Annotated in this window: 20 protein-coding genes; 5 read left to right on the plus strand and 15 right to left on the minus strand. The window is 68.0% G+C overall.

Annotated elements, in window-relative coordinates; translation table 11 throughout:
- Window positions 1-8 precede the first annotated feature (8 nt).
- From murU to cysG, 4 genes are all read right to left on the minus strand, one after another.
- A complete protein-coding gene (gene murU / locus LC490_RS08680) occupies window positions 9-734 on the minus strand; it encodes an N-acetylmuramate alpha-1-phosphate uridylyltransferase MurU (protein ID WP_223619909.1) in 726 nt (241 codons plus the stop codon).
- Complete coding sequence (locus LC490_RS08685) at window positions 731-1,762, minus strand: phosphotransferase (RefSeq protein ID WP_223619910.1); 1,032 nt, start codon at window positions 1,760-1,762, stop codon at window positions 731-733. Before LC490_RS08685 ends, murU begins: the two co-directional genes overlap by 4 nt.
- Window positions 1,763-2,178: 416 nt before the next feature.
- Window positions 2,179-3,159 carry a cysteine synthase A gene (cysK, locus tag LC490_RS08690; RefSeq protein WP_223619911.1) on the minus strand — a complete coding sequence of 327 codons (981 nt, stop codon included), beginning with the start codon at window positions 3,157-3,159 and terminating at the stop codon, window positions 2,179-2,181.
- Window positions 3,160-3,196: 37 nt separating this feature from the next.
- Complete coding sequence (gene cysG / locus LC490_RS08695; RefSeq protein ID WP_031373689.1) at window positions 3,197-4,657, minus strand: siroheme synthase CysG; 1,461 nt, start codon at window positions 4,655-4,657, stop codon at window positions 3,197-3,199.
- A 312-nt stretch (window positions 4,658-4,969) separates the two neighbouring features.
- Here cysG and LC490_RS08700 point away from each other — a divergent pair, with 312 nt between their 5' ends.
- A complete protein-coding gene (locus LC490_RS08700; RefSeq protein ID WP_223619912.1) occupies window positions 4,970-5,953 on the plus strand; it encodes a LysR family transcriptional regulator in 984 nt (327 codons plus the stop codon).
- A 239-nt stretch (window positions 5,954-6,192) separates the two neighbouring features.
- On the opposite strand, the gene LC490_RS08705 is transcribed toward LC490_RS08700, so the two are convergent.
- From LC490_RS08705 to LC490_RS08715, 3 genes are all read right to left on the minus strand, one after another.
- Window positions 6,193-6,945, minus strand: coding sequence for a phosphoadenylyl-sulfate reductase (locus LC490_RS08705; RefSeq protein ID WP_031373687.1), 753 nt, complete (start codon window positions 6,943-6,945; stop codon window positions 6,193-6,195).
- Window positions 6,942-8,711 (minus strand): assimilatory sulfite reductase (NADPH) hemoprotein subunit, encoded by a 1,770-nt coding sequence (gene cysI, locus LC490_RS08710; RefSeq protein ID WP_223619913.1) that lies wholly within the window; start codon window positions 8,709-8,711, stop codon window positions 6,942-6,944. The genes LC490_RS08705 and cysI overlap by 4 nt, the downstream gene beginning before the upstream one ends.
- Window positions 8,712-8,976: 265 nt before the next feature.
- A complete protein-coding gene (locus LC490_RS08715) occupies window positions 8,977-10,833 on the minus strand; it encodes an assimilatory sulfite reductase (NADPH) flavoprotein subunit (RefSeq protein WP_031373685.1) in 1,857 nt (618 codons plus the stop codon).
- A 356-nt stretch (window positions 10,834-11,189) separates the two neighbouring features.
- On the opposite strand from LC490_RS08715, the gene cysD reads away from it, so the two are divergent.
- Both cysD and cysN read left to right on the plus strand, forming a co-directional pair.
- Entirely contained in the window at window positions 11,190-12,098 is a 909-nt protein-coding gene (gene cysD / locus LC490_RS08720) for a sulfate adenylyltransferase subunit CysD (protein ID WP_031373684.1), read from the plus strand.
- A 71-nt stretch (window positions 12,099-12,169) separates the two neighbouring features.
- On the plus strand, window positions 12,170-14,104 hold the full coding sequence (cysN, locus tag LC490_RS08725) for a sulfate adenylyltransferase subunit CysN (RefSeq protein WP_343223009.1): 1,935 nt from the start codon (window positions 12,170-12,172) through the stop codon (window positions 14,102-14,104).
- 114 nt (window positions 14,105-14,218) lie between these two features.
- Here cysN and LC490_RS08730 read toward each other — a convergent pair whose 3' ends face one another.
- Both LC490_RS08730 and LC490_RS08735 read right to left on the minus strand, forming a co-directional pair.
- On the minus strand, window positions 14,219-14,464 hold the full coding sequence (locus tag LC490_RS08730; protein WP_031373682.1) for a GlsB/YeaQ/YmgE family stress response membrane protein: 246 nt from the start codon (window positions 14,462-14,464) through the stop codon (window positions 14,219-14,221).
- Window positions 14,465-15,016: 552 nt separating this feature from the next.
- Window positions 15,017-16,525 (minus strand): M20 family metallopeptidase, encoded by a 1,509-nt coding sequence (locus LC490_RS08735; RefSeq protein WP_223619914.1) that lies wholly within the window; start codon window positions 16,523-16,525, stop codon window positions 15,017-15,019.
- 219 nt (window positions 16,526-16,744) lie between these two features.
- On the opposite strand from LC490_RS08735, the gene LC490_RS08740 reads away from it, so the two are divergent.
- Together LC490_RS08740 and LC490_RS08745 are read left to right on the plus strand one after the other, a co-directional pair.
- Window positions 16,745-17,083 carry a ComEA family DNA-binding protein gene (locus LC490_RS08740; RefSeq protein WP_036149553.1) on the plus strand — a complete coding sequence of 113 codons (339 nt, stop codon included), beginning with the start codon at window positions 16,745-16,747 and terminating at the stop codon, window positions 17,081-17,083.
- A 505-nt stretch (window positions 17,084-17,588) separates the two neighbouring features.
- Window positions 17,589-18,212 (plus strand): HutD family protein, encoded by a 624-nt coding sequence (locus LC490_RS08745; protein ID WP_057970724.1) that lies wholly within the window; start codon window positions 17,589-17,591, stop codon window positions 18,210-18,212.
- A 913-nt stretch (window positions 18,213-19,125) separates the two neighbouring features.
- On the opposite strand, the gene LC490_RS08750 is transcribed toward LC490_RS08745, so the two are convergent.
- The 6 genes from LC490_RS08750 to LC490_RS08775 all read right to left on the minus strand — a co-directional run bounded on the left by LC490_RS08750 (window position 19,126) and on the right by LC490_RS08775 (window position 24,678).
- Window positions 19,126-20,778: a sulfite reductase flavoprotein subunit alpha gene (locus LC490_RS08750; RefSeq protein WP_223619915.1), complete on the minus strand. Its 1,653-nt coding sequence runs from the start codon at window positions 20,776-20,778 to the stop codon at window positions 19,126-19,128.
- Window positions 20,775-21,689 carry an FAD:protein FMN transferase gene (locus tag LC490_RS08755; RefSeq protein WP_223619976.1) on the minus strand — a complete coding sequence of 305 codons (915 nt, stop codon included), beginning with the start codon at window positions 21,687-21,689 and terminating at the stop codon, window positions 20,775-20,777. The genes LC490_RS08750 and LC490_RS08755 overlap by 4 nt, the downstream gene beginning before the upstream one ends.
- A gap of 97 nt (window positions 21,690-21,786) precedes the next feature.
- Window positions 21,787-22,596 (minus strand): DUF4198 domain-containing protein, encoded by an 810-nt coding sequence (locus tag LC490_RS08760; protein WP_031373866.1) that lies wholly within the window; start codon window positions 22,594-22,596, stop codon window positions 21,787-21,789.
- A gap of 111 nt (window positions 22,597-22,707) precedes the next feature.
- Window positions 22,708-23,223: a DUF2271 domain-containing protein gene (locus LC490_RS08765; protein ID WP_223619916.1), complete on the minus strand. Its 516-nt coding sequence runs from the start codon at window positions 23,221-23,223 to the stop codon at window positions 22,708-22,710.
- Between the two features lie 64 nt (window positions 23,224-23,287).
- Window positions 23,288-23,920: a PepSY-associated TM helix domain-containing protein gene (locus tag LC490_RS08770; RefSeq protein ID WP_031373864.1), complete on the minus strand. Its 633-nt coding sequence runs from the start codon at window positions 23,918-23,920 to the stop codon at window positions 23,288-23,290.
- Window positions 23,921-23,991: 71 nt separating this feature from the next.
- A complete protein-coding gene (locus tag LC490_RS08775) occupies window positions 23,992-24,678 on the minus strand; it encodes a Fe2+-dependent dioxygenase (RefSeq protein WP_031373863.1) in 687 nt (228 codons plus the stop codon).
- Window positions 24,679-24,704: the final 26 nt, after the last annotated feature.

Below are 24,704 nucleotides of genomic sequence, written 5' to 3' on the forward strand. Positions count from 1 at the left end.
TGTTGCGTTCAGCCGTGCGCCGCCGCGGTCAGCGCGGCGTCGAGTTGCTGCAGGCGCTCGGGCGTGCCGACGTCGGTCCAGCGGCCGCCATGATGCGAGCCGCTCAAACGGCCGGCATCGGCGGCGGCGCGCAGCAGGGGCACGGTGCTGAAGCGCGGCGGCTGCAGTTGCGCGCCGGCGGCATCGCCGAGTCGCTCGCGCCAGCCGTCGAACAGGGACGCACGATACAGGCCGATGCCCGAGTAGGTCAGGCGCGGTTCGCCGTGGTTGTGCAGGCGCCCGTCGTGGAGGCGGAAGTCGCCCTGCGGATGCTGCGGCGGATTGTCGACCAACAGCAGATGCGCGTCGCCATCGAAGTCGCGCGGCAGGTCGGCGAAGTCGTAATCGGTCCAGATGTCGCCGTTGGCGACCAGGAACGGCGCCTGCGGTTCGGCGTTTTCCTGCAGCAGTTGCAGCGCATGCAGCATGCCGCCGCCGGTTTCCAGCGGGGTTTCGCCTTCGTAGGAATAGCGCAGGCGCAGGCCCCAGCGCGCGCCGTCGCCGAGGATCTCGGGGAACTGCGGTGCGAGCCAACTGGTGTTGACCACGACCTCATCGATGCCGAGCGTGGCGAATTTTTCCAGATGCCATTCGATCAGGCGCTTGCCGCCCACGCTCAACAAAGGCTTGGGCGTGTGCAGGGTGAGCGGGCGCATGCGCTCGCCGAGGCCGGCGGCGAAGATCAGCGCTTTCATGCCGGGTCGGCCGCAGCGGCCGCGGTCAGGGCCGGGCGCACGTAACGTTCGACGATGTCGGCGAGCGGTGCGAGCTCCGGGTAACGCGACAGGACCACGTCGAGGTAACCGAGAAAACGCGGCGCGTCGGCCAGGTACTTCGGCTTGCCATCGCGATGGTGCAGGCGCGCGAACAGGCCGAGGATCTTGATGTGGCGCTGCAGGCCGGCGAAGTCGGCGTCGCGGCGGAAACGCGCGAGGTCCGGCAACGGAATGCCGGCGGCGGTGGCGCGCGCGTGATAGCGCGCGAGCCAGGCGTCGACGCGCGTCTCCGGCCAGCTCAGGAAGGCATCGCGGAACAGGCTGATCGGGTCGTAGGCGATCGGCCCGCGCAGCGCGCCCTGGAAATCGATCACCGCCACCCCGCCGGGCACCGGCATCAGGTTGCGCGGCATGAAGTCGCGGTGCACGAAGATCTGGGTCTGGGCGAGCACGTTGTCGAGAATGCGGCGATAGGCCAGGTCGAGTTTTTCCAGGTCGTCGCAGCTCAGCTCGATGCCGAGGTGGCGGCCGAGGAACCATTCGTCGAACAAACGCAGTTCGCGGGCGAGGAAAGCCTCGTCGTAAGGCGGCAGGTCGTCGGGGCAGGGCAGGGCCTGGATCTTCAGCAACTGGGTGAAGGCATCGTCGAACAGCGCGTCGGCGTTGCCGTCGTCGATCACTTGCAGATAGGTGTCGCGGCCGAGGTCTTCGAGCAGCAGGAAGCCGTGTTCGAGATCCTGGGCCCGCACGTCCGGCACGCGCACGCCGCCGGCGAGCAGGACCTCGCGCATGCGCAGCCAGGGGCGCGCGTCCTCGAGCTCGGGCGGCGAGTCCATGACGATGACGGTGGTTTGGTCGGCGCCGGCTGCGGTCGTCGCGCCGCGCCAGTAGCTGCGGAAACCGGCGTCGAACGAAGCGCGTACGAGTTCGAGGCGGTCGTCGCCGGTCGCGGCACGAGCCCATTCCAGGCGGGCGAGGTCGCGATCGGTAGGGTGGGATTGGGTCATGCCTGCTCCGCGCGGCGGGTGCCGCAAGCGCACAGGGTAAACGTCCGCGGTCCGGGGGTGAATCCGTGCGGTCTTCCATTACCGGCAGGAGAAGCGTCGGCCCGGCAGCTTTAACCCCTCTCCCGCGGGTGGCCACCGCAGCAACTGCAATGCTGAGAGGGGGCGAAGGCTCAAGACTCCTCGCCACGCCATCGGACAAAAGATGTAGGGCGAAGCCCACGCCGCCGTCTTCCGGATGCAGTCGCCACCGCTGCCTCCGGCGTCTCGCCATCGTGAGCCCCGCCCTACGGGTGCCCGGTTACCGCTAATGCTGGTTACTGAATAGAAGCGCGGGGCGGGGCCGGCGCGAAAGCCGATCCCGACGCGGCGGCACGTGCGCGCCAGAGGGCCGCGCTCGGCTCCGCCCCGCCTGTTGCTCAAGCCGCGACCGACTCCTCCCGATCCAGGGAAGCCAGCCACTCGTCGTCGGAGCCTTCGGCCACGCCTTCGAACAAGAAGGTCGACAGATAACGCTCGCCGGTGTCCGGCAGCATCGCCAGCAGCACCGAACCTTCCGGCGCCTGTTCGGCGACCTGCAGGGCGGCGGCGACGGTCGCGCCGGCGGAGATGCCGACGAACACGCCTTCCTCGGCAGCCAGGCGGCGCGCGGTGTCGCGCGCGACGACGTCGTCGACCGGACGGATGTCGTCGGCGATGCCGCGATCAAGTACGCCCGGTACGAAGTCCGGGGTCCAGCCCTGGATCTTGTGCGGCTGCCAGGCGTTGCCGCTCAACAGCGAAGCGCCGGCGGGTTCGGAAGTGACGATCTTCAGCTCGGGGCGTGCCAGCTTCAGCACCTGGCCGGCGCCGCTGAGCGTGCCGCCGGTGCCCCAGCCGGTGACGAAATAGTCGAGCCGCTTGCCGGCGAAGTCGCGCAGGATTTCCGGACCGGTGGTGTTGCGGTGATAGGCCGGGTTGGCCGGGTTGTCGAACTGGCGGGCGAGGAACCAGCCGTGTTTCTCGGCCAGCTCGGCGGCCTTGCGGACCATGCCGGTGCCGCGTTCGGCGGCCGGGGTCAGGATGACTTTCGCGCCGTAAGCGCGCATCAACTTGCGGCGCTCGATCGAGAAGGTTTCGGTCATCACCGCCACGAACGGATAGCCGCGGGCGGCGGCGACCATCGCCAGGGCGATGCCGGTGTTGCCCGAGGTCGCTTCGACGATGGTCTGGCCCGGCTTCAACGCACCGCTGCGCTCGGCGTCGAGCACGATCGCCAGGGCCAGACGGTCCTTGACCGAACCACCGGGATTGAAGGATTCGACCTTCGCGTACAAGGTCACGTGTTTCGGCGCGATGCGGTGCAGTTTGACGATCGGCGTGTTGCCGATGGTGTCGAGGATGTTGTCGTACAGGGGCATGAGTGAGTTCCCATGGCGTGGGTGCGAATGAGGGGCGTCAGGCGGCTACGGCGTAGGTTTCGGCCGGCGCCAGCGCTTGCGTCAGCGGCGCCTCGCCGAACCAGTGCAGACGCTCGGCCAGCGCCGCGACTTCGCCGACGATCAGCAAGGCTGGCGACTGCACGCGATGCGCTTGCGCACGTTCGGCCAGTTCGGCCAGCGTGCCGGTGACCACGCGCTGTTCCGGGCGCGAGCCGTTTTCGATCAGGGCGAACGGCGTGCTGGCGGCGCGACCGTGTTCGATCAGTTTGTCGCGCAGCACGTCGAGCCCGGACACGCCCATGTAGACCGCGAGCGTCTGCTTTTCCTGGGCGAGCGCGCGCCAGTCGAGGCCGTCGTTGGCGTCCTTCAGATGAGCGGTGACCAGGCGCAGCGATTGCGCATGCTCGCGATGGGTCAACGGAATGCCGGCGTAGGCGCCGCAAGCCAGCGCGGCGGTGATGCCGGGCACGACTTCGAAGGCGATGCCGTGGTCGCGCAGCACTTCGAGTTCTTCGCCGCCGCGCCCGAACACGAACGGGTCGCCGCCCTTGAGCCGCACCACGCGCTTGCCGGCGCGGGCGTGTTCGAGCATGAGGGCGTGGATGCGTTCCTGGGTGCTGTGATGATTGGCCGGCGACACGGTGCCGGCGAGCGGCTTGCCGACGTCGATCAGCTCGGCGTCGCGGCGCGCCAGTTGCAGCACCTGCGGGCTGACCAGGCGGTCGTGCAGGATCACGTCGGCCTCGTTGAGCACGCGCAGGCCGCGCAGGGTCAGCAGGCCCGGATCGCCGGGGCCGGCACCGACCAGCGCGACCGAGCCGACTTGCGCGGCGGCGGCGTCGGATTCGACGAGAGCGGCGCCGAAGGCGCGTTGCGCTTCTTCGCCGCGGCCCTGGCGCAGCAGCGAGGGAATCGGGCCCGACAGCACGCGGTCGAAGAAGCGACGGCGCGCACCGAGCTCGGGATAGTGCTTGCGGATGCGCTCGCGTTCGCGCGACAACAACTGCGCGAGTGCGCCGAGCGATTCGTCGAGTTGGGTTTCCAGGGTTTCGCGCAGATGGCGCGACAGCATCGGCACGCCGCCGCCGCTGGAGATCGCGATCTGCACCGGGCCGCGGACCACGCGCGCCGGGACGTGGAAGCTCGAGGCCTCGACATCGTCGACGACGTTGACCCAGACCCGGCGCGCCTCGCCGGCTTCGGCGACGGCGCGGTTGACCGCGGCATCGTCGGTCGCGGCGATCGCCAACCAGGTCTCGTCCAGCCACTGGACCACGAAGGTCCCCGGCAGGTGCTCGATGCGGCCCTCGGCGACCCAAGCCGCCAAGGCCGGGACCAGTTCGGGCGCGCCGACCCGGACCCGGGCGCCGGCATCGAGCAGTGCACCCGCCTTGCGCAGCGCCACCGTCCCGCCACCGACCACGAGCACGGTGCGTCCGCGCAGGTCGGCAAACAATGGGAACAGAGGGCTGGTCATGGCGGCGGGGCGGCAATCCGGGGACGATGGGACGACCCTACGGCGCCCGGACCGGGGCCGGAAATGACGTCGCCGCCTTTGCACATGCCGTCACGGCATGAGCCCCGTGAAGGCCGCGCAGGGGGCTGGACAAGGCGACCATACGCCGAATACGCTATAAATCGTTATATCCGAATAGAGCGATAAAGACGTGGAAGCGATCCGCAAACGAATGTCCCGGCCGCACGACCCGGTCCGCCACGGCGCGGGCTGTTGCCGTCGTCTGCGCCGACATTCCGCCGCCGATCTCCCTCTTTTACGGATAGCCACGCCATGACCCTGACCCAGCTCCGCTACCTGGTCGCCATCGCCGATTCGGGCCTCAACATCACCCTGGCCGCCGAGCGCGTCCACGCGACCCAGCCGGGTTTGTCCAAGCAGCTCAAGCAGCTCGAAGACGAACTGGGTTTTTTGTTGTTCGTGCGCAAGGGCCGCAGCCTGGAAGCGATCGCGCCGGCCGGCGAGCGCGTGCTCGAACACGCGCGCCGCATTCTCGAAGAAGCCAGCAACATCCGCGCCTACGCCGCCAACGAGCGCGGCCAGCACGCCGGCCGTCTGGTGCTGTCGACCACGCACACGCAGGCGCGTTACGTGCTGCCGCCGGTGATCGCCCAGGTCAAACGCGATTTCCCCCAGGTCAGCGTGCATTTGCAGGCGGCCGCCGACGGCGAAGTGCTGTCGCACCTGTCGCACGGCAACGCCGACCTGGCGGTGATCAGCACTGCAGGCGCCGCGCCCGAGGGCGGGCTCGCCGTACCGTTGTTCCGTTGGCGCCGGGTGGTGCTGGTGCCGCGCACGCATGCGCTGGCCAAGCTCGATCGCGCGCCGACGTTGGCCGAACTGGCAGCGCACCCGCTGATCAGCTACGAATCCTCGACCCGCCCGGAATCCTCGCTGCGCCGCGCCTTCACCGCAGGCGGCCAGGAGCCGCAGCTGGCGATGACCGCGCGCGACGCCGATCTGATCAAGACTTATGTGCGCGCGGGTCTAGGCGTCGGCGTGTTGGCCGAGATGGCGGTGACCTCGCGCGACGACGACCTGAAGGCGCTGATCGCGCCGGACGCGTTTCCCGAGTGCATCACCTGGGCGGTGATTCCGCGTGCGCGCGTGCTGCGCGACTACGCGCTGGAGCTGTTGCACGGTCTGGCCCCGCAGATCGACCGCCGCGACTTGCGCCGCGTGCTCGAAGGCAACCTGGAACCGCAGTGGCCGAAGGCCCCGACCTGGACCGAGCTGACCCAGCCGATCAGTTCGTAAGCGGTCTGCGAGCCGTTGCCGGGCTTCGGCGGGCGTGTCGCTGTGGGTGAAGAGCAAATCCCCCTCGGTCCCCCTTTTCCAAAGGGGGAAGTCCGTTAGGGAGTTGCGTGTGCGGGTGATGCTGCGCGTATGCCAAGCAATTCCGACCGATCTGCCACCGGCAATTCCCCCCTTTGAAAAAGGGGGGCAGGGGGGATTTGCTTTCCGTTACGCTCGCCGCGCAACCCGACCTGCAGCCATCAAGCCGCCTGATTCTCCGCCACCGGCTCGCTGTCGAAATGCAGGCCGCATTCGCGCTTTAGCCCGAAGAAACGCGTGTCTTCATCGCGCATGCCCGGTTCGAGCCGGCGCGTGGTGTGGATGTCGCCGATAGAGACGTAGCCGTCGTGCCACAGCGGGTGATACGGCAGGTCGTGCGTATGCAGGTACTGCCAGATGTCGCGGTCGCTCCAGTCGGCCAGCGGATGCAATTTCCAGCGTCCGTCGCGCAACTGCAGGAACTCGATGTTGGCGCGGCTGCCCGACTGGCTGCGGCGCAGGCCGGCGATCCAGGTGCGCACGCCGAGGTCGTTGAGCGCGCGCTGCATCGGTTCGACCTTGCGCAGGCGGTTGTAGCGCTCGATGCCGTCCAGGCCCTGTTCCCACAAGCGGCCGAAGCGCGCCTCCATCCAGGCCACGCCGATCTGCGGGCGATAGACCTTGAGATTGAGCTGGAGCCGCTCGCCGAGTTCGTCGATGAAGCGGTAGGTCTCCGGGAACAGATAGCCGGTGTCGACCACGATCACCGGGATCTGCGGCGCCTGCCGGGTCACCATGTGCAGGGACACCGCCGACTGGGCGCCGAAGCTCGACGATAGCGCGTGCTCGCCGGCGGTGTTTTCCAGGGCCCAGGCGACGCGTTGCTCGGCGCTTTGCGTCGCCAGCCAGGCGTTGAGTTCGGCCAGCGCGCGCGGCGATTCGGCGGCGGTGACGGGATCGGTCGGAGCGCTCATGCGTAGGCCTCTGCAACCAGTGCGATCGGTATACCGGTGGGGGTGGGATAAGGGATCGAGACGACCTGGTTGCGCACCAGGTAGTCGCCGAAACCTTCGTCGTCGTTGCGTCCGCTCGCATAGGCGGCGAACAGCGGGTCGAGCGCGGCGAGGATCTCCGGCTCGGCGATGTTTTCGCGGTACAGGGTATTCAGGCGCTGGCCGCGGTGGTCGGCGCCGAGCATCAGGTTGTAGCGCCCCGGCGCCTTGCCGACCAGGGCGATCTCGCCGAGGTAGGGGCGCGAGCAACCGTTCGGGCAGCCGCTGATGCGCAGGTTGATCGATGCATCCGGGATCGAGTGCTTCGCCAGTAAGGCTTCGACGTGGCCGAGGAAATCCGGCAGGTAACGCTCGGCTTCGGCCATGGCCAGGCCGCAGGTCGGCAGCGACACGCAGGCCAGGGCGTTGCGGCGCAGCGGGCTGGCCTGGCGATAGGCGTCGAGACCGTGCTGAGCGACCAGCGTGTCGACCTGCGCGCGCAGCGCCGACGGCACGCCGGCGATCACCAGGTTCTGGTTCGGGGTCATGCGGAACTCGGCGCCGTCGTGGCCGCTGAGCAACTGCGCGACCGCGCGCAGGCCGCTGAGGTGGGTCAGCTCGGGGCCGTGGCCGTCGAGCGCGCCGTCGACGATGCGCCCGGCCGGCAGGCGCAGGGTCAGGTGAGCGCGCGCGTCGCCACTGTTGCTGGCTTCGCTGTCGACCCAGCCGAAGCGGTCGCCGTTGTGACGGAAGGCGAACGGCCGTGCCGGGAGGAGAGGGAACCCGGCACGGCGTTCGACTTCCGCTTTGAACCAGGCGAGCCCGCGGTCGTCGATGGTGTACTTGAGACGGGCACGCTTGCGCACGGCGCGGTTGCCGAAATCGCGTTGTGCGGTGACCACGGCTTCGCCGACTGCGATGACCTGGTCGGGCGTCACGAAGCCGATCACGTCGGCGACGCGCGGATAGGTTTCGGCATCGCCGTGGGTCGCGCCCATGCCGCCGCCGACGGTGACGTTGTAACCGAGCAGTTCGTCGGCGCCGGCGGCGTTCTTGGCGAGGATCGCGATATAGCCCAGGTCCTGGGCGAACACGTCGACGTCGTTGTAGGGCGGAATGGCGAAGCCGATCTTGAACTTGCGCGGCAGATAGACGTTGCCGTAGATCGGCTCGTCCTCGCTGCCGCTGCCGTCGACGCGTTCTTCGTCGAGCCAGATCTCGTAATAGGCGCGGGTGTTCGGCAGCAAGTGCTCCGACAGCGCCGCGGCCTGCTTGAACACCTGCGCATGCGAGGCCGAGACCTGCGGGTTGGCGGCGACGGCGACGTTGCGGTTGACGTCGCCGCAGGCGGCCAGGGTGTCGATCAAGGCGGCGTTGATCGACTGCATGGTCGCCTTCAGCTCGGTCTTGATCACGCCATGGAACTGGAAGGCCTGGCGCGTGGTGACGCGCAGGCCGCGTTCGGCATAAGTCGTCGCGATGGCGTCGAGCTTGAGCCATTGCTCCGGGGTGACTACGCCGCCCGGCGTGCGGGTGCGGATCATGAAGCTGTAGGCCGGCTCCAGGCGCGCGAGGCGGCGCTCTTCGCGCACGTCGCGGTCGTCCTGCTGGTAGCTGCCGTGGTACTTGATCAGGGTCTGGTCGTCGTCGCGCAGGGCGCCGGTGACCGGATCGGCCAGGCTTTCCAGCAGGCTGCCGCGCAGGCGCGCGCTGGAGCGCTTGATGTCTTCGACCGAATGCGCGCTCATGCCGGCGCTCCGGCGGTCGCAGCGAAACGCAGCGCATGGGCACCCAGCGGATGCAGCCCGAATGGAGCGCGGCCCGGGCCCGGCGACGCACTCTTGTCGGCGCGCGCTACCGGGGCGGCGTGGTTTCCTCGTTCCATCCGGGCCGCCGGGGCAAGCAGCGATCCCTCGACCTCAGATCCGTCGAGCGCAGTAGACACGAAGCCGGATGCGTCGGCCTGCGACGCGCGACCCGTTTCGATGAAATGGCGATGGCGAAACAAATACATCAGTAAACGTCCCGGGCGTAGCGGCCCTGTCGCTGCAGTTCGTTGAGATAGTCTTCGGCGCCTTCCTCGTCCTTGCCGCCGTGCTTGGCGATCGCTGCCAGCAGTGCCGCGTGCACGTCCTTCGCCATGCGCGAGGCGTCGCCGCAGACGTACAGATGCGCGCCGCCTTCGAGCCAGTCGTACAGATCGCGGCCCTGTTCGCCGAGGCGGTGCTGGACGTAGACCTTCTGCGCCTGGTCGCGCGAGAACGCCAGGTCGAGCTTGTGCAACTGGCCGGCCTTCAACGCGGCCTGCCATTCGACTTGGTAGAGGAAGTCGGTGCGGAAGTGCGGATTGCCGAACAGCAGCCAGTTGCGGCCGCTGGCGCCGTCGGCGACGCGTTCCTGGACGAAGCCGCGGAACGGCGCGACGCCGGTGCCCGGGCCGATCATGATCACGTCGCGACTGCCGTCGGTGGGCACGCGGAAGCGTTCGTTGTGTTCGATGAACACCGGCAGGCGCTCGCCTTCGTCGGCGCTGGCGAGCAGGTGCGAGGCCGCGCCCCAGCGGGTGCCGCCGGCGCTCTGGTACTCGACATGGGCGACGGTGAGGTGGGCTTCGTCGCCGACCAGCTTTTGGCTGGAAGCGATCGAGTACATGCGCGGGGTGAGCGGACGCAGCGCGGCGACCAGTTCCTCGGCCGACCACTGGCCGTCGTAGCGCTGCAGCAGATCGATGACCTGGCTGTTGGCGAGCAGTTCGGCGAACTGGGCGGCCTGGTCGGGGGCGAGCAGGCGGTTGAGTTCGTCGCTGCGCGCATGCGCGGCATGGCTGGCGATGAACGGACGCGCCAGCTTGGTCAGTTCGCGCTTCTCGCTGAGCCACTGCCGCAACGGCAGCGACTGGCCGCCGTGCTCGACGCCGGCGTTGCCGTCGAGCTCAAGCGTGCTCAGCACCGCCTCGACCAGGGCCGGCGGGTTGCGCGGCCAGATGCCGAGCGAGTCGCCGGGCTGGTAATGCAGGCCCGAGCCTTCCAGCGAGATTTCGATGTGGCGGATGTCCTTGTCCGGCACCACCCGGTCGGAACCGCGCGCGATCAGGCGCCGATTGCTCAGCAGCTCGGCGGCGAACGGTGCATCGCGATGGAAGGCCGGCGCGGTCGCGAGGGGGCGCAGCGGCGTGACCGTGGCCAGATGCGTGGCGGCCGGCTTCAGCGCTTCCTTGGCCTGGCTCAGCGCTTGCTGCAGCCACGGCGTGGAGACGGTCTCGAAATCCAGGTCGGCGTCGCCGCGGGCGAACAAGCGGGTCGCACCGAGTTCGCCGAGGCGTGCGTCGACTTTCTGGCCGATCGAGCAGAAATCCGGGTAGCTGGAATCGCCGAGGCCGAGCACGGCGAAGCTGAGCCCCTTGAGTTCGGGCGCGCGCTTACCGGCGATGAAATCGATCAGACCGCGCGAGTCGTCCGGCGGATCGCCGTCGCCCTGGGTGCTGATGACCACATAGAGTAGGCGTTCGTTCTTGAGTTCGCGGGTCGGGTAGGCGTCGGCGCGCAGCAGGCGCACGCTGAGACCGGCGGCCTCGGCCTGGCCGGCGAGCTGTTCGGCCAGGCGCTTGGCGTTGCCGGTCTGGCTGCCGTAGACGATGCTCAGACGCTCGCTGGCGCGGGCCTCCGGCGCGGCGACCGCGGGGGTCGCGGCCGGAATCGCGAGAGTGGCGACGTTGCCGGCGCCGGCGCGGGCCAGGCCGGCGGCATAGCCCGACAGCCACCACAGGCTGTTGTGGTCCAGGCCTTCGGTGAGGCGGACGAGCGAATCGAGCCGGTCCGCGGGCAGCGGAGTGGCCAGCGAGGGCGGAGCGGACAGGGCTGGAGCGGACAGGGCGGCGGCGGGCACGGCGGTCGGCTTCTGACTTCGGGAGACTGCAGGCTACGAGCGGCTCCCGGGCCGCGGAAAGGATGCTCGGTAATGCGCTCATGCCCGGCGCTTATTTCCTCCCCGAAACCGGGGGAATTCTAATGGCCGCAAGCTCAGCCGCCGGTCCGGCTAGGCTTGGACGGTCCGAAACCCCTGGTCCGTCCGCCCCGACACCCCCTTCCGGCGGGGCGCCGCGGCCGGAAACCCGGGTGGCGAATATCGTCCAGTCCGCCCTTTTCGATACCTGCCGCCTTGATGAGTCCCTCCGAATGAGTGCGTCACCCGACCTGAGCCCGCCGCTGTCCGCTCCGCCGCCGCCGTTGTCCGCGCGGGCGTTGAGTCATCTGGACCGGCTCGAGGCCGAAAGCATCCACATCCTGCGCGAGGTGGCCTCGGAGTTCCGCAACCCGGTGATGCTGTACTCGGTCGGCAAGGACAGCTCAGTGCTGCTGCACCTGTTGCTCAAGGCCTTCTACCCGGCGCGCCCGCCGATTCCGTTGCTGCACGTCGACACCGGCTGGAAGTTCGGCGAGATGATCGCCTTCCGCGATCGCCGCGCCAGCGAGACCGGCGTCGACCTGCGCGTGCACATCAACCCCGACGGCCTGGCCCAGGGCATCGGCCCGGTCAGCCACGGCGCCAGCGTGCATACCGATGTGATGAAGACCCAGGGCCTCAAGCAGGCGCTGGACTGGAACAAGTTCGACGCCGCGATCGGCGGCGCGCGCCGCGACGAAGAGAAGTCGCGCGCCAAGGAACGGATCTTCTCGTTCCGCAATCCACAGCATCGCTGGGACCCGAAGAACCAGCGCCCGGAGCTGTGGTCGTTGTTCAACACCCGCATCCATGCCGGCGAGAGCGTACGTGTGTTTCCGATCTCGAACTGGACCGAACTCGACGTCTGGCTGTACATCTATCGCGAGAAGATCCCGGTGCCGTCGCTGTATTTCGCCGCCGAACGCCCGGTGGTGGAACGCGACGGCAGCCTGATCCTGGTCGACGACGAGCGCCTGCCGCTGCGCGACGGCGAAGTGCCGCAGACCCGCAAGGTGCGTTTCCGCACGCTCGGCTGCTACCCGCTGACCGGTGCGATCGAGTCCGAGGCCGACACGCTCGAAGCGATCATCGCCGAGATGCTGGTTGCGACCACCTCCGAGCGCCAGGGGCGGGTGATCGACCACGACCCCTCCGCTTCGATGGAACGCAAGAAACAAGAGGGTTACTTCTGATGAAGCCGGGATTCGCGAGTCGGCAGGCTGGAGTGGAACAGACTGGGTTGGAGCAGGTGGAACGTGGCGACGTGGAAGCGTCGGAGACGACGGGCAGCGTGGTGGCTTTTGCGAATCCCCAATTCCGAATCTCCGATCCCGTCGATGACAACATCGCCGGCTACCTGCAGCAGCACGAGCATAAGAGCCTGCTGCGCTTCATCACCTGCGGCAGTGTCGACGACGGCAAGAGCACCCTGATCGGGCGCCTGCTGCACGACACCCGCCTGCTGTTCGACGACCAACTGGCGGCGCTCGATGCCGACAGCCGCCGCCACGGCACCCAAAACGGCGAGATCGATTTCGCCCTGCTGGTCGACGGGCTGGCCGCCGAGCGCGAGCAAGGCATCACCATCGACGTTGCCTACCGTTTCTTCGGCACCGAGAAGCGCAAGTTCATCGTCGCCGACTGCCCGGGCCACGAGCAGTACACCCGCAACATGGCGACCGGCGCCTCGACCGCCGCATTGGCGGTGGTGCTGGTCGATGCGCGCAAGGGCCTGCTGACGCAGACGCGCCGGCACAGCTATATCGTGTCTTTGCTCGGCATCCGCCACGTGCTGCTAGCGGTCAACAAGATGGACCTGGTCGACTTCGACCAGGCCGTGTTCGAGCGCATCGCCGGTGAATACCGCGAGCTCGCCGCCCAGCTCGGCATCGAACACGTCACCGCCGTGCCCTTGTCGGCCTTGCACGGCCACAACCTCACCGAACGCTCGGCGCAGACGCCGTGGTACCACGGCCCGAGCGTGCTTGAGCATCTGGAATCGGTCGACACCGAACGCAGCGCGGCCGAACTCGGCTTCCGCCTGCCGGTGCAATGGGTCAACCGCCCGAACCAGGATTTCCGCGGTTTCGCCGGCACCATTGCCGCCGGCACGGTGCGGCCCGGCGACGAAATCGTCGCACTGCCGTCGGGCCGCCGCTCGCAGGTGCAGCGCATCGTCACCGCCGACGGCGATCTCAAGGTCGCCGGTGCCGGCCAGGCGGTCACCCTGACGCTCACCGACGAACTCGACATCAGCCGTGGCGACGTCATCGCCAACGCCGCGCAGCCTGCGCAGGTGGCCGACCAGTTCGCCGTGCATCTGCTGTGGATGGACACCCAGCCGCTGCTGCCGGGCCGCTCGTACTGGCTGAAGATCGGCGCGCGCACGGTCAGCGCCAGCATCACCGAGATCAAGCACAAGGTCGACGTCAACAGCCAGGCCCAGCTCGCGGCCAAGCACCTCGAACTCAACGAGGTCGCCTACTGCAATCTGAGCCTCGATCAGCCGATCGCATTCGAGGCCTATCTCGACAACCGCGAACTCGGCAGCTTCATCCTGATCGACCGCCAGAGCCACGCCACCGTCGCCGCCGGCACCGTGGATTTCGCCCTGCGCCGCGCCGGCAACATCCATTGGCAGCCGGTCGACGTCGACAAGGCCGCACGTGCGCGCAGCAAGCACCAGAAGCCGCGTTGCGTGTGGTTCACCGGTTTGTCGGGTTCGGGCAAGTCGACCATCGCCAACCTGGTCGACAAGCAACTGCATGCGCTCGGCCACCACAGCTTCGTGCTCGACGGAGACAACGTGCGGCATGGCCTCAACAAGGACCTCGGCTTCACCGACGAAGACCGGGTCGAGAACATCCGCCGCGTCGCCGAAGTCGCCAAGCTGATGACCGACGCCGGCCTGATCGTGCTGGTGAGCTTCATCTCGCCGTTCCGCGCCGAACGCCGGCTCGCGCGCGAGTTGTTCGAGGACGGCGAATTCGTCGAAGTCTTCGTCGACACCCCGCTCGCCGAGGCCGAGCGCCGCGACGTCAAGGGCCTGTACGCGAAGGCCCGCGCCGGCAAGATCCCGAACTTCACCGGCATCGATTCGCCGTACGAAGCGCCGGAGGCGGCGGAGCTGCAGTTGGATACCCTCGAACACGATGCCCAGGCCTTGGCGCAGCGGGTGATCGATTACCTGCGCGATTGAGCGTCTGCGACGCGGCCGTCCGGCGCAGCGCAGGCTGCCTCCATGTCCGAAACGAAACACCCCGGCCTGAGCCGGGGTGTTCTGTTTTCAGCGAAGCGCAATGCCGCGGACGCCTCAGGGTTTGGAGGTCTTGCTTCGGATCATCTCGTACAGGAACAGCAGCACGATGGCGCAGATGACCGAGACGATCAGACCGATCAGCCCGCCGCCGGCATAGAGCAGGCTGCCGATGTAGGCGCCGGCGATGCCGAGCAGGATGGTGAGTATCCAGCCCATCGGATCGGCGCCGGGCTTGAAGAAGCGCGCGAGGACACCGATGACCGCGCCGATGATGATCGTGTAAAAGATGCCGCCTAGCATGGGCTTGCCCTCCTGGGGATGGTGGGTGACGCGGCTGGAGCATGTGGCCGTCAATGTCGCCGCGGCGTGAGGGCGGGGCGGGTGGGCTGGCACGCCCGGCAGAGACGGCACGGAACCGGCTCTCGTACCGGCGCGACCCGCCTCGATCGGCATCGCTTCGTGCGACATCGAGGTCGCGGCTTACGCCGCTCTTACATAGGCCGGCGTCGTCTCCTTGTAGGAGCGGCGTGAGCCGCGACCGCGGGCGCGCAGAAAGCTCCTGTCCCACGCCGTCGATCGAAGTGGTCAAACATCCACCGCATCAGCCGGACGCAGCAAGCCCAGACAGGCGTCGCGTCGTGCAGGAATGCGGTCGCGGCTTGCGCCGCTCCTACCCAAGGGCAACACAGGCAAGGGGTAGGAGCGGCGCAAGCCGCGGCCACGGAACGCGCAGAAAACGCCGGTCCAGCGTCATCGCTCGAAGCGCACAAACGCTCGTCGCTCGTAACTCGCGCCCAAACAGAAAACGGGCCCGAAGGCCCGTTTCCTTTCACCATTGGCTAGCCGCAAAAATCAGCAGCAGCCGTGATCTCCATGCCGATCGCCGCTGTCGGCCACCGCGGCCACGCCGGTGGTCTCGCCGCGCTGGCTCGCCAGGTGATGCTCGGCGACCACGCGGGCGACGCAGGCGGTCACCCGCTTGCCCATCGGGATGTGCAGGAACTCGTTCGGGCCGTGCGCGTTGGAATGCGGGCCGAGCACGCCGGTGATCATGAACTGCGCGCCCGGGAATTTCTCGCCGAGCATGCCCATGAACGGAATCGAGCCGCCTTCGCCCATGTACATCGCCGGCTGGCCGAAGAATTCGCGGCTCGATGCGTCGATCGCGTTCGACAGCCACGACGACATCGCCGGGGCGTTCCAACCGCTCGACGACTTCTCCAGTTCCAGGGTCACCTGGGCGCCGTTCGGCGGATCGCGCAGCAGCACTTCCTTGAGCAACTCGCCGGCGCGCTTACCGTCGAGGGTCGGCGGCAAACGCAGCGACAGCTTCACCGAGGTGTGCGGGCGCAGCACGTTGCCGGCCGAGGCCAGCGCCGGCATGCCGTCGACGCCGGTGACCGACAAGGCCGGGCGCCAGGTGCGGTTGAGCACCAACTCGGCCAGGTCGTCTGGCGCGTTCTCCTTGAACATCGGTTGCATGCCGGGCAACAGCGGGAACTTGTCGTAGACCGCGGTGCCGAGCACCTTGGCGGCCTGGCGCGCCTGCTCCCGGCGCTCGGGCGGCACGTCGACGTACAGGCCTTCGATCAGGATCTTGCCGTTACTCTCGTCTTCCAGGCGCGACAGCAGCTGGCGCAGCAGGCGGAAGCTCGACGGCACCACGCCGGAGGCGTCGCCCGAATGCACGCCTTCGCTGAGCACCTTGACGGTGAAGTTGCCGCCGGCCAGGCCGCGCAGCGAAGTCGTGCACCACAACTGATCGTAGTTGCCGCAACCCGAGTCCAGGCAGACCACCAACGAGGGCTTGCCGATGCGGTCGGCCAGGTGATCGACGTAGGCGGGCAGGTCGTAGCTGCCGGACTCTTCGCAGGCCTCGATCAGGATCACGCAGCGCGCGTGCGGCTGCTGTTGTTCCTGCAGGGCCAGGATCGCCGCCAGCGAGCCGAAGATGGCGTAGCCGTCGTCGGCGCCGCCGCGGCCGTAGAGCTTGTCGCCCTTGATCACCGGCTTCCACGGGCCCAGGTCGTCGTCCCAGCCGGTCATCTCCGGCTGCTTGTCGAGGTGGCCGTAGAGCAGCACGCAATCCGCGTCGCTGCCTCCGTGGGCCGCCGGAATATCGATGAAGATCAACGGCGTACGGCCTTCCAGGCGCACCACCTCGACCTGCATGCCCGGGATCGACTGGGCGCGGGCCCAGGTCTCCATGAGCTTGACGGCATCGTCCATGTAGCCGTGCTGGACCCAGTCGGCGTCGAACATCGGCGACTTGTTGGGGATGCGGATGTATTCGACCAGTTGCGGGACGATTTCGTCGTCCCACTTCTCGCTGACGTAGCGATCGACCTTGCTGGCGTCCATTGACGGACCTCTGGAGCGGGGAAGGGGGCATTTTACGCCTCCAGGGCCGTGTAGGACTTTTCCTACCCTGCGCTGCGGCATCCCCCGGCTTCGCACAGGCGTCTGCGGCGATAACCTGTGCCGGTCGAGACATGGAGACTGTCTCCACCGGCGGACACAAGGACTCAAGGACGTAAGGCCGCCGGCCAGGAACGGAATCCACTCTCAGGAGCTTTAACCATGAAATCGTTTGCCCTCATCGCAAAGTCGCTGGTCCTGTCGCTGATGCTCGCCGGCAGTGCCTTCGCCTCGGAAAAGGTCAATATCAACAGCGCCGACGCGGCCACGTTGGACCGCGTACTGCTCAACATCGGGGCCTCCAAGGCCGAAGCCATCGTCGCTTACCGCAAGGCCAACGGGGCCTTCCGCAGCGTCGAGCAGCTGGCCCTGGTCAAGGGAATCGGTCTGAAGACGGTCGAAAAGAATCGCGAACGCATCGTGGTCGGCGGCGCCGCTCAGGTCCGCCCGACCAACACCGCCGGAGCCATCGCGGCCCCGCGCGCTGCCAGCAAGCGCTGAACAAGTCTGCCGATGCCGTAAGGACGCGGGGTCGGCAGCTAATCGGGCAAGGAAGCCCGAAAGGATTCGGGGGGAGGTCCCTGGACACGGAAGTACGTTGCCCCGCCCCAGAGGGATCTGCGGCGGGGCACACCCTTGTTCGGGATTCGGGATTCGGGATTCGGGAGTCGGGATTCGGGAGTCGGGAGTCGGGAGTCGGGAAGGGCTTCGGGCTTCGGATTTTCGGGGTAGGAGCGGCGTCCTACTGGATTTCCTTCGGTCACAAGCCGCGACCGCCATCTCCCGGCCCGCTTGATCCAGCCTGCAACCCGCACCAGCCCCCTGTAGGAGCGGCGTAAGCCGCGACCCGACCCGGGCCATAACACCCTGGCTACCGCTTCCCCCCGACGCCTTCCGGCCCTTGGCCGCGCGATCATGGTTCGATCGCTTTATCCCGGCTTTATCCCGCTTGGGCCAACCCGGCCCAACCACTAGACTGCGCCTTCGTTCAGCCGCAGCCACGCCCATGCCCGACCGCCTGACCTGGTCCATCCCCGCCAACGAATACCGCCGCGAACGCTGGCGCAACCAGTTCGGCTGGACCCGCGAGATCGTGCGCATGAGCCGCCAGAACGAGGCCGGGCTCGATCGCCCGATCCCCGGCGAGGACTGGGATTGGCGCCTGTCGATCGCCGAGATCGAGCGCGATGCGCCGTTCTCGGCGTTCCCGGGGATCGACCGCGAACTGGTCCTGCTCAGCGGCAACGGCCTGCGCCTGCGTTTCGACGACGGCGAGGTCCACGAACTGCTGCCGCCGCACGACAAGCTGCGTTTCGCCGGCGAACGCGCGGTGCAGGGCGAACTGCTCGACGGCCTGACCCACGACTTCAACCTGATGTGGCGCCGCGACCGGGTCCGTGCCGAGCTCTGGCACCGCCCGCTGGTCGGGCCGATGGTGATCTTCGCCGAGCCGGGCCAGACCTGGGCGGTGCATCTGCTGGCTGGCCAAGCGCGGTTCGCCGACGACTCCGGCCTGCCGCCGCTGCAAGCCGGCGACACCGCGATCCTTGCCGCCGGCAGCGAACGTCTGCGCAACGTGCTCGAAGGCGGTGGCGAGGTGCTGTTGGTGCGGGTGGCCCCGCTCGACTGAACCCGCACAGGACGGTCTGCACGTCACGCCGGGAGCCGTTGCCTCCTCAATAGCGGTCATCCCCCAAGAGCCGTTACCCCCAACAGCCGTCATCCCCAAGCCGTCATCCCCGCGTAGGCGGGGATCCAGAGATCTGGGCATATTCCCCCGATCCGTTACGCCCTTGTTCGGCTGAGTCGGCCTGGGTGTATGCGAAGCAAACCAAAGCAAATCCCCCGCGCTCCGACCCTCACTCAGCAGCGATGCGCGCGCCGGGCGTCGGCCCCCTTTGTCAAAGGGGGCGATGGTTCACGCGCTCGAGATCACTCAGTACGTATCGCGCCGAGAGTCGTCATCCCCAAGAGTTGTCATCCCTCAAGAGCCGTCATCCCCGCGTAGGCGGGGATCCAGAGCTCTGGGCGTATTCCCCCGATCCGTTACGCCCTTGTTCGGCTGAGTCGGCCTGGCGTATGCGAAGCAAACCAAAGCAAATCCCCCGCGCTCCGACCCTCACTCAGCAGCGATGCGCGCGCCGGGCGTCGGCCCCCTTTGTCAAAGGGGGCGATGGTTCACGCGCTCGAGATCACTCAGTACGTATCGCGCCGAGAGTCGTCATCCCCAAGAGTTGTCATCCCTCAAGAGCCGTCATCCCCGCGAAGGCGGGGATCCAGAGATCTCGGCGTATTCCCCCGATCCGTTACGCCCTTGTTCGGCTGAGTCGGCCTGGGTGTATGCGAAGCAAACCAAAGCAAATCCCCCGCGCTCCGAACCTCACTCAGCAGCGATGCGCGCGCTGGGCGTCGGCCCCTTTGTGAAAGGGGCGATGGTTCCTACGCACGAGATCACTCAGCACCCCAGAATCAGAACCCACATCCCCAGCAGCCACCATCTCAGGATCGGTCATCCCCGCGATGATTCAGACGCCCGAGATCGCTCAATACACATCGCGCCGATAGCGACCGTCTGCGGCCATGGCCTCCAGCGTGTCCACGCCGACCGCTTCGTGCAGCACCGCTTCCACGCCCGGCGCCATGCCTTCGAGGCTGCCGCAGACATAGACCGCGGCGCCTTGCGCGATCCATTCGCGCACCGCGTCCAGATGCTTGCGCAACACATCCTGCACATAGGTCCGCGACTCGCCGTCGCGCGAGAACGCGTAGTCGACGCGTTCGATCGCGCCGTCGGCCTGCCAGGCGTCGAGTTCGGCGCGGTAGTGCAGGTCGCAGGCGGCGTTGCGTTCGCCGAACAGCAGCCAGTTGCGGCGATACCCCGCGGCGATCCGGGTCTTGAGCAGCGCGCGCAGGCCGGCCAGGCCGGTGCCGTTGCCGATCAGCAACACCGGGCGCGCATCGCTCGGTGCATGGAAGGAGGGGTTGCTGCGGATGCGCAGGTCGATCGCCGTGCCTGGTGCCGCATGTTCGGTCAGCCAGCCGCTGCCGCTGCCGTAGCGGCCGTCCTCGTAACGCATCTGGCGGACCAAGAGTTGCAGCGAACCGTCGGCAGGCACCGAGGCGATCGAGTACTCGCGGTGCGACAGCAGCTTGAGCGCATCGGCGATGGCCTGCGCACCTTGCCCCCGCACGGCATTGGGATCGGGCAAACGCGAGCGCGCCAGCAAGGCCGACAAGGGCTCCTGCGCATCTGCGTGCCGCACGATTTCGGCGCCGTCCAGGCTGAGCGTCGCCAGCCACTGCACGACATCGGCGGCGCTGTTGCGCGGCCCGATCTCGGCGATATCGCCGGCGCGCCAGTCGAGCGCGTCGCCGTCGGCCGGCACCAGGCCCAGTCGGAACACCGGGCCGCCGACGCTGCCGGGGTTGGACAGCAGACGTTCCTGCAGATGCCAGGGGCGGTACGAAGGCGCGCTCCAGTCGGGCAGCTCGGTGTGGCCGGCCAACAGGCCCAGATGGTGCTGCCAATGGCGCAGGGCGCCGGGTTCGCTATTGTCGACCTCGACCAGATCGAACAGGGATTGGGCTCCGGAATGCCGCAGCCAGTGGTCGAGACGATGGCCGAACGCGCAGTACTCGGTGTACTCGCGGTCGCCGAGGGCGAGCACGCCGTAGCGTGTGGCCGACAGTTCGCCTGCCTGCGCCATGACTCGTCGGACGAAGCCGGCCGCGCTGTCGGGCGCATCGCCTTCGCCGGTGGTGCTGACGACGAACAACACGCGCGGATACCGCGCCAGTTGCGCCGCGTCGAGGGTGCCGAGCACGGCGAGGTCGGCGCTCAGGCCGGCATCGCGCAAGGCCTCGTAACTGCGGCGTGCGAGTTGTTCGGCGAAACCGGTCTGGCTGGCGAAGGCGACCAGCCAATCGCCGCGTTGTTGCGCGGAGATCGCCGGCAAGGCCTGCGCGCGCGCACGTCGCGTCCGCGAGACGGCGATGGCGGCGACGAAGCCGGCATATAGCGCGGCGACCGCGCCCGCCGCCCACACACGGCCACGTCCGGGGAAGCTCCAACGCAAGGGTTCGGCCTGCCATTGCGACAAACCGATCGCGAGCGCGACCAGCGCCAGCACGACCAGCAGATTGCCGAGGACGCCGAGGTCGAAACGCCGGCGCGGTGCGGTCGCGACGGTGCTCATGCGCTGCGCTGCCGGGCGACGAACGCCGGCGTGGTGCGAGTGACGAAGCCCTCGCCCTCGCGCAGCACGAACAAGGCGGCCAGGCCGTGGCGGTTCGCGTAGGCCATGCCGGCATGCGCGCCGAGCACGGTCAAGGCGGTGGCGAGGGCGTCGGCCTGCATGCACTGCGCGTGCAGCACGGTGACCGAAGCCAGCGGGTGCGCGATCGGCCGGCCGCTGCGCGGATCGAGGGTGTGCGAATAACGCCGGCCGTCGGCGTCGAAATAGCGGCGATAGTCGCCGGAGGTCGCGATGGCGAGGCCGTCGAGCGCGATCACCGCGGCGGCTTCGTCGTCGCTGCCACCGGGTTGTTCGACCGCGACGCGCCACGGTGTCGCATCGGGTTTGCGCCCGTGCCCGCGCAACTCGCCGCCGACTTCGACCAGGCAATCGGCGACGCCTTGTTCGAGCAGATAGTCGGCGACGCGGTCGACGCCGTAGCCCTTGGCGATCGAGGACAGGTCGACGTAGGCGCCGCCGGGTTGTTCGAGCGTGCGCGCGGCGGCGTCGAAGCGCAGCCGGCGCCAGCCCACACGCGCTTGCGCGTTCGCCAACACGATCGCGTCGGGTGCGGCCTCGCGTGCGCCGGCAGGGCCGAAACCCCACAGATCGACCAGTGGGCCGATGGTCGGGTCGTAGGCGCCGTCGCTGTCGGCGGCGAGCGCGAGCGCGGCCGCCATCACTTCGGCGAATTCGGCCGGCAGCGCGTGCACACTGCCGGCGCCGGAACGGTTGTAACGGCTGAGGTCGGAATCGCTTTCCCAGGTGCTCATCTGGGCGACGACTTGATCGAGCCGCGCCTGGATGCCGCGTTCCAACATCGGCAGCGCGCTGGCGCGGGCGATCAACTTGACCGACCAGCGCGTGCCCATGGTGATGCCGTCGAGCGCGTGCAGCGACGCCGCCTCGGGCGCATCCCATGCGCCCGACCACGTCCACGTCACCTGCGGCGTCGACACCGGCATCGGTTTACTGCGGCAGCACTTCGAACACGGCGACGTAGCTCAGGCGACGCTGCTTGGCTTCCGGCAGCGTGGTCTTGGCGTCTTCGCTGGTGGTTTCCAGCCAGTACATGCCGGCCTGCGGCCACTTGACCTCGAACTTGCCGTCGTTGCCGGTGGTGACGTTGATTTCGTTCTGCTGGTCGCGATAACGGGTCGAGCCCGGCACGATTTCGACCTTGAGGCCCGCCGCCGGCTTGCCGTCGACGAGCAACTGGAAGCTCGCGGTTTCGCCCGCGAACAGATCGTTCGGATGGGTCACCGGCACCAGCTCGATGCCCTTGCCAGTGGTCTTGAACGCGGTCGTGCTCGGCTTGCCGACGGTGGCGAAGGTCTCCACGCGGCCGAGGCTTTCGGAGGCATTGACCTCGGTGGCGCCGGCCGGGATGCCGCTCTTGAACTCGCTGGCCTTGCCGCGCCAGCGCTTGGCTTCGCCGCCGAGCTTGTAGCTGGCGAACAGACCTTCGTTGTTCATCGCGACCTTGTAGGTGCCTTCCTGCGACAGCTCGACGTCGAACACGCTGCGCAGCTTGCCGGTCGCACCGTTCTGCGGCTGCACGGCGCTGCCGTCGGGCGCGGTGATCTGCAGGCGCTCCAGCGGTAACGGCACGTGGTTGAAATAGAACAGGTCGTTGGAGACCGCGGCGTCGACGGTCAGCCACGAACCCTTGTCGGAGAACACGGTCTGCGAAGGCTGCAGCCAGGCCTTGTGCGCCTGGGCGGTGCCGGCGAGCGCGAACGTGGCGACGACGGCGGCGGCGAGAAGTTTGAGGTTCATGTTTTTATCCGGGAATGGGGAATCGGGAATCGGGAATCGTTAGGGGAAGAGCCGGGATGGAACAGGAGTCGGAGACCGCTCGCGCGATTCCCGATTCCCCATTCCCGATTCTCAAGGCTTCACCACCACCTTCACCTTGCCGAGTTCGGTCTTGCCCTGCGCCGACAGGTTCTGCGCCTTGGCCGGCCACTCGAACGGGATCGACAGCATTTCGCGGCCGCCGACTTCGCGCGCGGCTTCCACGACCAGGGTGTAGCGGCCCGGCGCGAGGCCGGCGAGGGCCTTGCTGTTGCCCTTGAACGAAACCGCGTGCTGACCGACCGGACGGGTCGCGCCGCTGACGCCGTCGACCGGCATCTGCAGGGTGCGGCCGCTGCGGCGCCACCACTGGCGCATGTCCTTGAGCCACTTGGTGCCTTCGCCGTTCTTCATGTCGAGGTCGTACCAGACCGCGAGGTTGCTGGCGACGCTGTTGTCGGCCTTTTCGATCCAGGCCGCGACATAGGGGCGGTGGTACTCGGCGGCGTTGATGCGCGGGATCTCGATGTTGAGTTCGAGATCGGCCGCGAGCGCCGGCATCGGCAGCACCATCGCCGGGATCAGCACTTTGAAAGACGACAGCTTCATGGATCGCTCCTGGGAGTTCTAAAGCGGGGAATGCGTAAAGCGACGAATGCGTAAAGGGGATGGGTCAGTGCATGAACAGGATGATCAGCAGCAGCGGCACCGCCAGGCCCGCCGCGACCAGCGGCCAGGTCTTGCCGCGCTGGCGTGCGTGCAGTTGCAGCAGCCACAGGCCGGTCGAGGCGAACAACAGGCAGGCCACCGCGAACAGGTCGATGAACCAGCGCCAGGCCGCGCCGGTGTTGCGGCCCTTGTGCAGATCGTTGAGCCAGGCGATCCAGCCGCGGTCGGTGCGTTCGTATTCGATCGCGCCGCTCTCGCGGTCGATGCTGAGCCAGGCGTCGCCGCCGGGACGCGGCAGCGAGACGTAGACGTCGGCATCGGACCACTCGCCCTTGCGTTCGGCGGTGCGCACGTCCAACGCATCGGCGAGCCAGTCGTTGACCGCGCCGGGCAAGGGCGCGTCGGCGGCATGCTCGCGCTTGAGGCCGCGCAGCAGGCTGGCCGGCAAGGTTTCCTTGACGTTGACCACGACCGGTTCGGATTCGATCTGGGCGGCGTGGTTAAGGGTGATGCCGGTCACCGAGAACAACAGCAGCGCGACCAGGCTCACCGCGGCGCTGATCCAGTGCCAGCGGTGCAGGGTCTTGAGCCAATAGGCGCGACGATTCGGATCGATCGTGCCCGAAGCGGCCTTGATCGGTTCGGCCTTGATCGGGCCGGCTTTGATCGAGCCGGTCTTGATCGCGCGATCGTCGCGGCTGGCCGCGCTCACGTCTGGCTCCAGCGCCGCAACAGGTTGTGGTACACGCCGGTCAGCTGGACCAGCGCGGGATGATCGGGCACGTCGGCGGTCAGGCGCCGGATCGACACGTCCAGCTCGAACATCAGCCGGCGCTGCGAATCTTCGGCGAGCAGGCTCTGGATCCAGAAGAACGAGGCGAGGCGTTCGCCGCGGGTGACCGGGGTGACCTTGTGCAGGCTGGTGCCGGGATACAGCACCAGGTCGCCGGCCGCCAGCTTCACTGGGTGGGTGCCGTAGGTGTCTTCGATGACGAGCTCGCCGCCGTCGTACTCCTCCGGCGCGCTCAGGAACAAGGTCGCCGACAGGTCGGTGCGCACCGCGTCCATGCCGCCGCGGCTGCGGTCGTAGCGGATCGCGTTGTCGACGTGGAAGCCGAACGACTGGCCCCCGGCGTAGCGATTGAACAGCGGCGGGTAGACCCGCTGCGGCAGCGCCGCGGAAAAGAAGGTCGGGTTGCGCGACAGTGCGTCGAGGATGATCGGGCCGAGCTCGCGCGCGACCGGGTCGTTCTCGGGCAGTTGCGCGTTGTCCTTGGCCTTGGCCGATTGGTGGCCCGCGGTGATGCGGCCGTCGCTCCAACCGGCCTGGGCCAGGCGTTCGCGGCAATGGCCGACCTGTTCGGCGGTGAGCACCTTGGGCACGTGCAGCAGCATGGGTTTCCTCAATGCGGCCGCCCGGG

The sequence above is a fragment of the Lysobacter sp. ESA13C genome (genome assembly GCF_019970005.1).
Taxonomy (GTDB): Bacteria; Pseudomonadota; Gammaproteobacteria; order Xanthomonadales; family Xanthomonadaceae; genus Lysobacter; species Lysobacter antibioticus_B.

Bases quoted from the DNA above. Each gene is read 5' to 3' on its own strand.
- LC490_RS08735 (WP_223619914.1), bottom strand. From the start codon at position 16,525: ATGGACGCCAGCAAGGTCGATCGCTACGTCAGCGAGAAGTGGGACGAC.
- LC490_RS08730 (WP_031373682.1), bottom strand. From the start codon at position 14,464: ATGCTAGGCGGCATCTTTTACACGATCATCATCGGCGCGGTCATCGGT.
- LC490_RS08755 (WP_223619976.1), bottom strand. From the start codon at position 21,689: ATGGGCACGCGCTGGTCGGTCAAGTTGATCGCCCGCGCCAGCGCGCTG.
- LC490_RS08685 (WP_223619910.1), bottom strand. From the start codon at position 1,762: ATGACCCAATCCCACCCTACCGATCGCGACCTCGCCCGCCTGGAATGG.
- cysK (WP_223619911.1), bottom strand. From the start codon at position 3,159: ATGCCCCTGTACGACAACATCCTCGACACCATCGGCAACACGCCGATC.
- LC490_RS08745 (WP_057970724.1), top strand. From the start codon at position 17,589: ATGCCCGACCGCCTGACCTGGTCCATCCCCGCCAACGAATACCGCCGC.
- cysG (WP_031373689.1), bottom strand. From the start codon at position 4,657: ATGACCAGCCCTCTGTTCCCATTGTTTGCCGACCTGCGCGGACGCACC.
- LC490_RS08705 (WP_031373687.1), bottom strand. From the start codon at position 6,945: ATGAGCGCTCCGACCGATCCCGTCACCGCCGCCGAATCGCCGCGCGCG.
- LC490_RS08750 (WP_223619915.1), bottom strand. From the start codon at position 20,778: ATGAGCACCGTCGCGACCGCACCGCGCCGGCGTTTCGACCTCGGCGTC.
- murU (WP_223619909.1), bottom strand. From the start codon at position 734: ATGAAAGCGCTGATCTTCGCCGCCGGCCTCGGCGAGCGCATGCGCCCG.
- LC490_RS08700 (WP_223619912.1), top strand. From the start codon at position 4,970: ATGACCCTGACCCAGCTCCGCTACCTGGTCGCCATCGCCGATTCGGGC.
- LC490_RS08760 (WP_031373866.1), bottom strand. From the start codon at position 22,596: ATGAACCTCAAACTTCTCGCCGCCGCCGTCGTCGCCACGTTCGCGCTC.
- LC490_RS08765 (WP_223619916.1), bottom strand. From the start codon at position 23,223: ATGAAGCTGTCGTCTTTCAAAGTGCTGATCCCGGCGATGGTGCTGCCG.
- LC490_RS08740 (WP_036149553.1), top strand. From the start codon at position 16,745: ATGAAATCGTTTGCCCTCATCGCAAAGTCGCTGGTCCTGTCGCTGATG.
- cysI (WP_223619913.1), bottom strand. From the start codon at position 8,711: ATGAGCGCGCATTCGGTCGAAGACATCAAGCGCTCCAGCGCGCGCCTG.
- LC490_RS08775 (WP_031373863.1), bottom strand. From the start codon at position 24,678: ATGCTGCTGCACGTGCCCAAGGTGCTCACCGCCGAACAGGTCGGCCAT.